Origin of the sequence: Cyanobium gracile UHCC 0139 (genome assembly GCF_034931325.1) — a bacterium.
GTDB lineage: Bacteria > Cyanobacteriota > Cyanobacteriia > PCC-6307 > Cyanobiaceae > Cyanobium > Cyanobium gracile_B.
The window spans coordinates 1-2,163 of the sequence record NZ_JAYGHX010000006.1; the positions used below are offsets into that span (position 1 = coordinate 1).

Below are 2,163 nucleotides of genomic sequence, written 5' to 3' on the forward strand. Positions count from 1 at the left end.
GTAGAAGGAAGACACCGAGCACTGGCGTGGAAACGCCGGGTCGGTGGAAGGAGATGGGGGCGGGATTCCGTCCCCTGCAGCACTGTAACAGTGTGTTGCGGAGTGTGAGGGCCGCCTTCATGAAGAAAGGCTTTGCTTCGCGGCGGCCCCTCCCCCCTGCTCCCCATCCCCTGTCCTGCCGCCATCGGTACGGCCGCCGCCCACCGGCGGCCCGGGCGCGCTTGTTAGCGTCCGGCCACCCCCTCGAGCCGCGTCAGCCGTGAGCGATCAACGGGTGCTGCTCGTGCGGCTGCCCTGCAATCCGATCTTCCCGATCGGCCCGATCTACCTGGCCGATCACCTGCACAAGTGCTTCCCCGCCCTGCCTCAGCGGATCCTGGATCTGGCGGCCGTGCCCCTGCTCGACGTGCAGCGCGTGCTCCTGGAGGTGATCGACCAGTTCCGGCCCACCCTGCTGGTGTTCTCCTGGCGGGACATCCAGATCTATGCGCCGGTCGATGGCCGGGGCGGCAATCCCCTGCAGAACTCCTTCGAGGTGTTCTATTCCGCCAACCCCCTCAAGCGCCTGCGGGGGGCGATCGGGGGTCTGCGGCTGATGGGCTCCTATTACGGCGAGCTGTGGCGCAACCTGCGGCTGGTGCGGCGGGGGCTGCGGCGCGCCCGCCGCCATAACCCCGGGGCCCGGGTGGTGATCGGTGGCGGGGCGGTGAGCGTCTTCTACGAGCAGCTGGGCCGCGGCCTGCCCACCGGCTCGGTGGTGTCGGTGGGGGAGGGGGAGGGGTTGCTGGAGAAGCTGATCCGGGGCCAGTCGCTGGCGGGGGAGCGCTGCTACGTGGTGGGCGAGGCGCCCCGGCCTGGCCTCATCCACGAGCAGCCCGCGGGCCTGGAGAAGACCGCCTGTGACTACGCCTACATCGAAGCGATCTGGCCCCAGTTGAACTGGTACCTCGACGGCGGCGACTTCTACGTCGGGGTCCAGACCAAGCGCGGCTGCCCCCACAACTGCTGCTACTGCGTCTACACCGTGGTGGAGGGCAAGGCCGTGCGCGTCAACCCGATCGCCGAGGTGGTGCGGGAGATGCGCCAGCTCTACGACCGGGGCGTGCGGGGCTTCTGGTTCACCGATGCCCAGTTCATCCCGGCCCGGCGCTACATCGACGACGCCAAGGAGCTGCTGCGGGCGATTCAGGCAGAGGGCCTCACGGACATCCGCTGGGCGGCCTACATCCGTGCCGACAACCTCGATGCCGAGCTGGCCGAGCTGATGGTGGCCACCGGGATGAGTTACTTCGAGATCGGCATCACCTCGGGTTCCCAGGAGCTCGTGCGCAAGATGCGCATGGGCTACAACCTGCGCACGGTGCTGGAGAACTGCCGGTTGCTGGCGGCGGCTGGCTTCCGTGAGCATGTCTCCGTCAACTACTCGTTCAACGTGATCGATGAACGGCCCGAAACCATCCGCCAGACGATCGCCTACCACCGGGAACTGGAGCGCATTTTCGGCGCCGACAAGGTGGAGCCGGCGATCTTCTTCATCGGCCTCCAGCCCCACACCCACCTGGAGCAGTACGCCTTCGACCAGGGGATGCTCAAGCCGGGCTACGACCCGATGAGCCTGATGCCCTGGACAGCCCGCAAGCTGCTCTGGAACCCGGAACCGATGGGAAGGGTGTTCGGCCGCATCTGCCTGGAGGCCTTCGAGCGCAACCCCGCCGACTTCGGCCGCACCGTGATGGCCCTGCTCGAGCGCGAGTACGGGGTGGCTCCGTTGGATCAGGCGCTGCGGGCGCCGGTGGAGGGGCGTCAGGCGCTGGCGACGGCCGTCCGCTGAAGTTGCTGATGAACGGCCCCCCGCCGTCGAGAGAGTTTGTGCTGCTGCGGAAATCAGCTTGGCTTGTCTCCGCCGCGAATCGATGCCTTGATTGCATCGGTTGCCGGCCGAGCATGGGATCGGAGTCCTACTCGCTGGTCCGGAGCCCGAGCACCCCTCCTGAGCAAACCGTCCATTCACTCTAGGCTCACCAAGATGTTCCGTCTGGTTGGCGATCCGTCATGTCCATCGCTGTGTTGGATCCCAACGGCTTGGTTCAGCTGCTGCGCGACACCAGCACTGATCTGGTCTCCGTCCAGATCCAAGGGGTCAGCCTGGCGGTCCGCCTGAAA

The 2,163-nt window shown here is 67.0% G+C and carries 1 protein-coding gene; it reads left to right on the top strand.

What is annotated here, in order from left to right:
* Positions 1 to 259: 259 nt before the first annotated feature.
* Complete coding sequence (locus tag VB738_RS10390; protein ID WP_323305691.1) at positions 260 to 1,831, top strand: photosystem II high light acclimation radical SAM protein; 1,572 nt, start codon at positions 260 to 262, stop codon at positions 1,829 to 1,831.
* Positions 1,832 to 2,163 lie beyond the last annotated feature (332 nt).